At 42.7% G+C, this 8,912-nt stretch carries 9 protein-coding genes and 1 riboswitch; of the genes, 5 read left to right on the top strand and 4 right to left on the bottom strand.

All coding sequences use genetic code 11. The features are described from left to right. The first annotated feature begins 259 nt into the window (after positions 1–259). Both LI074_RS16205 and LI074_RS16200 read left to right on the top strand, forming a co-directional pair. Positions 260–484 (top strand): hypothetical protein, encoded by a 225-nt coding sequence (locus LI074_RS16205; RefSeq protein WP_026649725.1) that lies wholly within the window; start codon positions 260–262, stop codon positions 482–484. Between the two features lie 271 nt (positions 485–755). Then, a complete protein-coding gene (locus tag LI074_RS16200; protein ID WP_173679693.1) occupies positions 756–1,724 on the top strand; it encodes a biotin--[acetyl-CoA-carboxylase] ligase in 969 nt (322 codons plus the stop codon). 63 nt (positions 1,725–1,787) lie between these two features. On the opposite strand, the gene LI074_RS16195 is transcribed toward LI074_RS16200, so the two are convergent. From LI074_RS16195 to LI074_RS16185, 3 genes are read right to left on the bottom strand one after another with little or no spacing between them, the layout of a single operon-like run. Beyond that, the gene (locus tag LI074_RS16195) at positions 1,788–2,552 is read right to left on the bottom strand and encodes a hypothetical protein (RefSeq protein WP_173698401.1); all 765 of its coding nucleotides are present in this window, start codon (positions 2,550–2,552) and stop codon (positions 1,788–1,790) included. 4 nt (positions 2,553–2,556) lie between these two features. Next, positions 2,557–3,051: a hypothetical protein gene (locus LI074_RS16190; RefSeq protein ID WP_173698400.1), complete on the bottom strand. Its 495-nt coding sequence runs from the start codon at positions 3,049–3,051 to the stop codon at positions 2,557–2,559. Further along, positions 3,052–3,558, bottom strand: a complete 507-nt coding sequence (locus LI074_RS16185; RefSeq protein ID WP_118616673.1) for an RNA polymerase sigma factor — start codon at positions 3,556–3,558, stop codon at positions 3,052–3,054. Between the two features lie 473 nt (positions 3,559–4,031). Between LI074_RS16185 and LI074_RS16180 the strand changes: the two genes are divergently transcribed. Both LI074_RS16180 and LI074_RS16175 read left to right on the top strand, forming a co-directional pair. Further along, a complete protein-coding gene (locus LI074_RS16180) occupies positions 4,032–5,183 on the top strand; it encodes an alanyl-tRNA editing protein (RefSeq protein ID WP_173698399.1) in 1,152 nt (383 codons plus the stop codon). Positions 5,184–5,322: 139 nt separating this feature from the next. Continuing rightward, positions 5,323–6,201 carry an amidohydrolase family protein gene (locus tag LI074_RS16175; protein ID WP_173698398.1) on the top strand — a complete coding sequence of 293 codons (879 nt, stop codon included), beginning with the start codon at positions 5,323–5,325 and terminating at the stop codon, positions 6,199–6,201. Between the two features lie 183 nt (positions 6,202–6,384). Here the strand turns inward: LI074_RS16175 and LI074_RS16170 are convergent, their stop codons facing one another. Beyond that, positions 6,385–7,563 carry a hypothetical protein gene (locus LI074_RS16170; RefSeq protein ID WP_173698397.1) on the bottom strand — a complete coding sequence of 393 codons (1,179 nt, stop codon included), beginning with the start codon at positions 7,561–7,563 and terminating at the stop codon, positions 6,385–6,387. Positions 7,564–8,101: 538 nt separating this feature from the next. Beyond that, positions 8,102–8,206: riboswitch (THF riboswitch) on the top strand. A gap of 86 nt (positions 8,207–8,292) precedes the next feature. On the opposite strand from LI074_RS16170, the gene LI074_RS16165 reads away from it, so the two are divergent. Beyond that, positions 8,293–8,853, top strand: coding sequence for a folate family ECF transporter S component (locus LI074_RS16165; RefSeq protein WP_008707011.1), 561 nt, complete (start codon positions 8,293–8,295; stop codon positions 8,851–8,853). Positions 8,854–8,912 lie beyond the last annotated feature (59 nt).

Below are 8,912 nucleotides of genomic sequence, written 5' to 3'. Positions count from 1 at the left end.
ATCATCTGCAGTAGTATTTTATAAAAAGAAGAAGGAAAAATCCATGCAGAAGTAATTTCTACAGGTATAGAATTTACTCTTGCAAGGTAGAATTTAAAAATTCATTTAACTGAGCAGAGGCGCTGACATAACAGTTCTTTTTTATTAAAAACAAATGTTCGACAAACCTCTTCCATTTTTCATAAGTGTGTGGTATTATAAAATACAGAAACGAATATATGTTCTGAAAATGTGTTCGAAAGAAATGGGAGAGCTTATTATGGCAAATGCAGCAGGTACCGCACAGAAAATGAGAAGAAGAAAAGAGAATCATAAGTTTTCCAGAATGATGGCAGTTATTCTGGGTCTGATCGTTACTGTTGAGGTGATGATCGCGGGCGGCATGATCTTCAATATTGATTTTCATTCCGCTGATATAGTTGCGGTAATTATGGGATTTATCGTGTTATATTCCGGAGTTGTGGCGGTTCTGACAGATAACTGATTATAGAAATTTCATAAATTACTGCAAACAATCCAGTCCATCATAGAGTGAAGTCCTGCGTCAGATATCTTTGCTGTATGTCAGTATGCCTGCAGATATATTCCTTGTTCTTCGTACTCTGCTGAGCTGTCCTGATTGCATTGTTTTATGGAACGGCTATAAGGTATGGGGACATGCAAAAAACAGATATTAGACAAAAACAGCGGCAGATGATATGATTAACAGTAAATAATGAGAGAAAAATAACAGGAGAAGGTGCGAAGAGAACATTATGACTGTAAAATCAAGTCTTTTGGAAATGCTGGAGAAGAATAAAGGAGAAGTGCTTTCCGGTGAGAGCATTGCCGGTGAGCTGGGATGCACCAGGGCAGCAGTGTGGAAGGCAGTAAAGTCGCTCCGGGAAGAAGGGTATCATATAGAAGCAGGACCGAATAAAGGATATATGCTTGCGAAGGATACGAACCGTCTGTCGCAGGAGGGAATCCGCCTGTTTCTGGATGATCCGAAGGTTAAGGTAGATATTTATGATGAACTGGAATCTACGAACCAGACTGCCAAGAAAGAAGCTATGATGGGAGAGGCCGGACATGGGGCATTTGTCATTGCCAGGAGCCAGACTGCAGGCAGGGGGCGCAGAGGCCGGGAATTCTATTCTCCTGCAGATACAGGTCTTTACATGAGTGTGATCCTGAAGCCACAGGGAACTATACATGACAGTCTGCTGATCACAACTGCGGCAGCAGTGGCAGTCTACAGAGCAGTTGCTCAGCTCTGTGGAATCCAGCTTGATATTAAATGGGTTAATGATCTGTTTTATAAAGGAAAGAAAGTCTGTGGAATACTCACAGAGGCTGTCACAGATTTTGAGAGTGGAAATATTGAGTTTGTGGTAGTTGGCATGGGATTGAACCTCTATCTGGACCAGGAGAACCTGCCGCAGAAATTAAGAAGTATAGCAGGAGCCCTTTATGAGACAAAAGAAGATGCGGAACAGACTGACCGTAATAAACTGACTGCAATGATCGTGAACGAGTTGAGAAAAGAAACAGCAGATCTGAAATTATCTCCGGATTATGTGACACATAACATGATCCCGGGACATCAGATCACAATTACAGACGGAAACTCTTCCAGACAGGCATTTGCATTGGAGATATGCAGGGACGGACGGCTGAAAGTACGGGAAGAGGATGGACAGGAGACAATATTGTCCTTTGGAGAAGTTTCTGTATCCATGTGAGGATAATGAGAATGGGATTGTTACATGAAGGTGGATTCCTTGATGTGACAATCCCATTTTGTGTCATGATTCAGAATTTGTTGTTTGTGATGAAGCATCCTTCTGGGACACTTCGGCGGCAGAATCTTTTTTCAGAGATACCGGGCTTTTGTTGTTTGCGGTATCCGTGACATCGATATCTGTACAGCAATCAGGATTTACTGTGTCTGTGGTATTTTTAACCGCGTCAGTTTCCATATTCGGAACATTCTGCTGATACGGACGATAAGGTGTCCAGTAATGTTCTTCCTCAGTAAAGCTGTCAGGCTGTTCTTCATCCAGTGCATCCTTCTTGCGGGTGAGAATATAAATCCCTGCAAAAATGATAGCAGCTGCAATCACAAGCTGCGGCAGATGATATGTGAATCTGCCGATCATATCAGCCAGATATCCGGGTAAGATCATATAGAGGAAATCTACCAGAGTGTTCCACAGAATAGAAGCACCAAGGAAAATCAGCAGAATCGCAGTTATCTTTCCGTGATGTTTGAGCAGAGAACTGATATCTCCTGCCAGTTCATCCATATGAAGGACATAGGAATCTTCTATGGAATAAAATTCTTCCTCAGAAAGAGACTTCAGATTGTGCACATTAAAGAAACTGTAGAACCATATGATCGGAATCAGGAACACAAGCCAGTCCATTCCGGTACATGCTCCGATGGCAAAGACACCCCAGAATAAGAACATAATACTGATGCCCTGTTTTTTGAACCCCATGTACATTTCTCCTGCGCCTGGAATCAGGGAGAAGATAAAAAGCCAGAATCCACGTTTTTGTTTTTGCATACTTTTATTTGCCTCCATTCATTAATTTGCCGGAAAAATCACTGATATATTTTATAAAAGAACCGGTGCCATCACCAATATTCTGTCCGAGTTCTCTGGTGAACTGGTAGAGTCTGCCGTTTTCATGCTCGGGCAATATTCTGTCTGTCTGAGAGGAAGTATCCTGATGTAAGGAAGTGAAATCCAGGTTTGGGATACTGAATAAAAGCAGCAGGGCAACCATCACACCTGCAGCAGTCTGAAGGCTGTAATGGAGCAGCCGGATTTTGCGGGATGCTTGATTTGCTGCCCGGGCAAGCTGCACTTCACCGGAGTCTGCTTTGTCCAGAATCTGTTCCATCAGATAGGCGGGAGCAGTATCCGTACTGCTGTCTTCCTGTTCCATCATCTGATCCAGACAGAAATCGCAGTGATCAAGATGTGACAGAAACTCAATGATTTCCTGTGTGTTCATATTTCCGTTGTCAAATTCTATTAAATCCTTCTTATTAATATGCATCTAATCACCCCTTTCAAGCATTTTTTTCAGCATTGCCCTTGCGCGATAGAGCTGTGTCTGAATTGTTTTCGGATTTTTCCCTGTCTGCTGTGCAATCTCAGGTACTGATAATTCTTTGCAGAAATGTGCGTAAGCGACTTCTTTGTAAGGACTTTTCAACTGCATACACAATGCTTCTACGTGAGTGTTGGATGCAGTTTTCATATATTCATCCTCGGGAGAGGATTGTCTGTCCGGAATCTGGGAAAAGTAGGTATCTTCTGTTGGAATACTTCGCCGCCCGGCTGCTTTCAGATAATCCAGACACTTTCGGACAGCGATCTTACTTAACCAGGCTTTCTCATAATTACCATCAAAGCGGGAAAGGTTCTTATAGGCAGACAGAAAGACTTCCTGAGTGAGATCTTCGGCATCAAATGGATTACCGACAGATTTCAGGCAGATCGAATATATTAAGTTCTGGTATTGCTTAATCAGATATTCCAGATATTGCTTTTCTGTGGTCATTACTGTCTCCTTTTCCCTGTTCATTTAATTATAACGCAGGAGGTGGGGGAATGGATTCAGATATTGGAAATTTTGAGAAAAAAGGGACGCGCAGAAAAATAGTTTGTTTTGTGTGCGGTTTCGGACACTAAGATATTCTAAGCTGCCAAAAATCTGCTAAAGGCATGAGAAAAATGACACAAACTCGCCGCATGGCGGCTCAGACAGTGTGTCATTTTTCTCATAACGCAGATTTTTGCCAGCTAAGAATATCTAAGTATCCTGCAAATGCACACAAAACAAACTATTTTTCTGCGCTGGTTATTGGCTGTTTTGATTAACGGATTTTTTTATAGAAAATATCTCTGAGTGACGGTCTTGCGAAGCCTTTTGATTTGGTCTATACTTGATTGCAATGAAATAAAATATGGTATTTATATTTATGTGGAAGATAATGCGGGGCAATATGACAGATGAAAAAGGAGAGACAGATCATGACAGAAACAAGACGTTTATACTATGAAGATGTATATAAAAAAGAATTCACCGCAACCGTAGTAGAGTGCAGAGAGCAAAAGAAAGGTTATGCTGTCATTCTGGATGAGAGTGCTTTTTATCCGGAGGGCGGCGGTCAGCCAAGTGATGTGGGAACGCTGGGTGATGTAAAGGTGACAGAGGTTCATGAGAAAGATGGAGAATTACTTCATTATACTGATAAGGCTCTGGAAGTGGGGGCGAAGGTTGAAGGAAAGATTGACTGGGTGCGCCGTTTTGACCTGATGCAGCAGCATTCCGGTGAGCATATGGTCAGCGGTATTATCCATGAGAAGTATGGTTATGACAATGTGGGTTTCCATATGGGAAGCGATGTGATTACTGTAGATTTGAATGGTATGCTGGATGATGCGCAGCTTGCAGAAATTGAGCGGGAAGTAAATGAGAGAGTGTGGGAGGATAAGGAAGTTAAGATTACTTATCCTGATGCTGAGGAACTGAAGACTATTGATTACAGAAGTAAGAAGGAACTGACAGGACAGGTTCGTATCGTGACTTTCCCTGGTGTTGATGTGTGTGCATGTTGTGGAACTCATGTGACACATACAGGTGAGATTGGAATGGTGAAGCTTCTTTCTGTAGTGAAATTCCATGATGGCATCCGTATGGAGATGATCTGCGGTAAACGTGTTCTGGATTATCTGAATATGGTGAATGAGCAGAATCATCAGATTTCCATGAAGCTTTCTGCAAAGATGGACAGAACAGCAGATGCAGTACAGCGTCTGCAGGATGAGAATTTCCGTATGAAAGGTCAGGTTGCCCGCATGGAAGAAGAGATGTTTAGGGCAGAGGCTAAGAAATGGGAAGGTGCAGGAAGTGTCCTGATCTTCAAAGAAGGTCTGGAAGCAGATTCTGTACGTAAACTTGCGGATGCAGTGATGAATACCTGTGAGGGCTGCTGCGCAGTATTTTCCAGAAATGAGGATGGAAGCTATAAGTATGCCATGGGCGAGATTGATGGGGATTTACGGCAGTATACAAAGGAAATGAATGCTGCATTAAACGGAAGAGGCGGCGGAAAGCCATTCTTTGTCCAGGGGTCTGCGCAGGCAACAGAAGACGAAATCCGAAATTTTTTTGAAAAATAAAAAATTGTAGATAAAAGATTAAGTAAAACTGCGGAGCGGTTATTGAGCATAGAGTTGCATAGCGAAGCGGATGAGTTTATCCGTCTGACTCTATGTTTTGAATTAAGAAAGCAGCAGGGAAGAGGAAGAGAAACGGGAAATGTTTGGAGAATGTCATGCGCATATTATTATGGATGGTGTGAATTACCGCCATGCAGTTGAGGTGCATAAAAATGGACCGGACGATAAGATCATAAGAGAACATCTGAAGGCATACCAGGAACGGGGAATTGTTTTTGTACGTGATGGCGGTGATGCGCTGGGTGTTTCTGCGAGAGCGAAAGAGCTTGCACCAGAGTATGGAATAGATTACAGAACTCCGATATTTGCCATTCACAAAGAAGGGCATTATGGTTCTATTGTGGGAAATGGTTTTGCCACAATGGTGGAATTTCATAAGCGTGTTCTGGAGGCGAAACAGGCAGGGGCAGATTTCATTAAGATTATGACTACCGGGATTCTGGATTTTAATGAACATGGAGCCATTACCGGAACACCTCTGGATGGGTCAGAGGTAAAGGAAATGGTACATATTGCACATGAGGAAGGTATGGCTGTCATGTCCCATACCAACGGAGATTACGGAGTGCAGGCAGCAGTGGCTGCCGGAGTGGACAGTCTGGAACATGGAAACTATATGAATGAAGAAAGCCTTGCCATGCTGGCAGAGAGCGATACAGTCTGGGTTCCGACTCTGGTTACAGTGAGAAATCTTCTGGGAGACGGACGTTATGATGATGAGACTCTGAAACCAATCATAGAATCTGCAGAAGAGAATATCAGAAAAGCATTCCGGATGGGAATAAAAGCAGCCCCCGGAAGTGATGCGGGGGCTTACAGAGTTATTCATGGAAAAGGAATCCGGGACGAAGTACAGTCGTTTGTGGAAATTCTTGGTGATCAGGATGCTGCATACCGCTGGCTTGCGGAAGGTGAAGCGGAAATCAAGAAGAAATTTACGGTTACTGTTCATTGGTGATATCCCGCGAGGTGTTTTGTGTGAACGAAGGTCACAGAAAACCCGAGACATACCGCGCGAATTTATGCGATTAGCATAAATTAAGTTTGCGAAGCAAACGATACTCCTTGGGCATTGCACAAGGAGGTTCATATTTCCTGCATCGCGAAGCGTGTTGCTGAGAATGGAGTGAACAGTAACAATTTACGCATCCTGTACCTTAATTGCTGTATAAATATTAGAAGATTTTGATTTGGATGGATGGAAGGTAATACACACATAGTCGCCGTATTCCATGCCGCCTGCAGTGAGGTTCTGCGCGTTTTCTGTACGGAAGGTATCTATGGCACCGTCATCTGTCTGTACAGTGATGGTGTTGGCAGTACTTCCAATGATCGTGCCGGTTACTGTAAAGGAAATATGTTTGTCATTAATGGTATCAGGATCCTCACCTGTCACAGCAATAATACGGACTTCTTCCAGGGATGTTGTTTCCAGATCTCCGATATAAGTAACATTAACATGAGATCCCGGGGCAATTCCTCCCTTGAAGTAAGCGGGGATTGCTGACATATCCAGATTAAAGGAGGTGTCACTTCCGGCAGGAAGAATCCGGAGGATATTCAGATTTACTCCCTGTACAGTTGCCAGCAGCTGTTTTTCTTTATTTTCTATCTGCTCCGGTGTCTGTGTGAGTTTTGGATCCGGAGTTGGGGTGGGATCCGGTATTTCCAGATCTTTCAGATCAGAAATACTCAGCACTTTCAGGTGACTGGCATTTAAGGATGCGGAAGAATCATTGGAAATATCCGGGAATTTTCCCTTGAATGTAAGGTAAACCCAGTCACCGGCTTTGATTCCGTTCTGATAATATTGTTTTGTTCCTGTGATTGGATAGGTGGCTGTTTTTCCTTTCTTTGATTTTATTGTGATGGTATTGGAAGTCAGGGAAATGACCTGCCCATGCGCAGTGCGCTTTTTCAGCTTATTTTTTTTATGAAATTCATCTACAACCTTCAGAACATGTACACTGCCTGTGTCAGTACCGGAAAGCTGACCTTCGTAAATGATACTGATCTCATCGCCGGTGATCATGCCGCCTTTACATTCCAGGGTGGCATTGGAAACATTAAATACATAGGAGGCACTGTCCGTGTTCAGAATAAGCTGGCTTCCTGAAAAATCCTGCAGGGTACCGGAAAGTTCATCCATATAGATACGGTCTTTTGTTTCGGTTTCAGTTGTGGTGTCAGATGAAGAAGTAAGTTCCCGGACGGATGTGTCTCCGGTGGATGTGAATTGTTCCAGTATGGTTTCAGGGCTGCATCCGGCAAAAGAAAAGCTAAGGCCGGCACAGACACATGCAGCAAGCAGTTTTTTCATAATACAGACAGGACCTCCGATAAATCATTCGTTTGAACATGATTCCTGCCGTATGCGATAATTATTTACAGGGAGGGATATTGCTTTCCGGCGGTTCGGGGATAAAATCAAAAATTTTCCGGTAGCTTTCCCATTCGTCATTGTCTTTGGCAGGAGTGCATATCAGGCCGGTACATTCCGTACAGGCGTTGGTATTCAGGTAATTATCATAACATATATTATAAGGATTTTGGCAGTTATTTTTGCATATTTCTGACATTTTTTTACCTCCATGATTATAGCAGACCAGGACGGAATATCTGTATTCATGTAATTTCTCATTGCTGAAGATGCCGGACTGCTGCATAATGTTATAGTATTAGTATATGCGGCTGTTTTATTCATAGACTTACGAGTGTTTGCAGCAATATTCTCAAGTAAAAAAAGCAGACCATTCGTATAGAATGAACAAAAAACAGCATTCAAATTTGTGAAAATAATAACGAAAAATATATTGCAATTTCTATGGATTGTGTTATAATTTCGATAAATAAATAATAGCGAAGTAGGATTTTATGCGTCAAGTGTTCACAGGCTGGGGAGTCGCCGTGAAACGAAAAGCAGAAAGCGTGCTGCTTACGATATGATTTCCGCACCCGTTGCTACATATGAGAGCATCTCATAATGTGGAGGGATTATTATTTATGTAACTACTCTATTTTTAAAACACATTATGGAGGTGTTTTTATTATGCAGAAAAAACAATATTGGAACGTAAAAACATTGGTGTTCATGGCTCTTCTGATCGCCATGCATCTGGTACTCACACGAGTTCTGGTCATTGATCTTGGTGCGTACCGTATTTCTGTGGGAAGTGTATGTACAATCCTTGCAGGTCTGTGGCTGGGACCGGTGGCAGGCGGTGTCTGTGGATTATGTGCGGATATTATCGGGTGCTTTATGAAAGGCTATGCTGTAAATCCGTTTATCACAGTTGCAGCAATCCTCTGGGGTGTGCTTCCTGCCCTTGCAAAACCATTATTTGCAAACAGAAAGAAAACAGGAAAGACAGTTGGTATCTGCGTATCTATCGTGGTAACTGCAGTTCTCAGCTCTCTGGTTCTTACAACAGCAGGACTTGTGATCATGCTTGGATATAATTTCTATGCGATCATGCCCGGAAGACTGGTACAGTTTGCGATTATGATCCCGATTTACTGTGTATTAACATGTCTGCTGTATTTCAGCCCGTTGACAGCGATGGTTGTAGGTAATACATCACCTGCAGTGCTGAAAAACAAAACAGTATAATTGAGTTACTGTTCACACACCACTATTCCGCGAGGTGTTTTGGCATGAATATGCCAAAA

Origin of the sequence: Blautia sp. MSK18_10, from assembly GCF_020553185.1 — a bacterium.
GTDB lineage: Bacteria > Bacillota > Clostridia > Lachnospirales > Lachnospiraceae > Blautia_A > Blautia_A wexlerae.
Note: the sequence above shows the minus strand (reverse complement) of the source record. Positions and strands in the feature narration are given on the sequence as shown.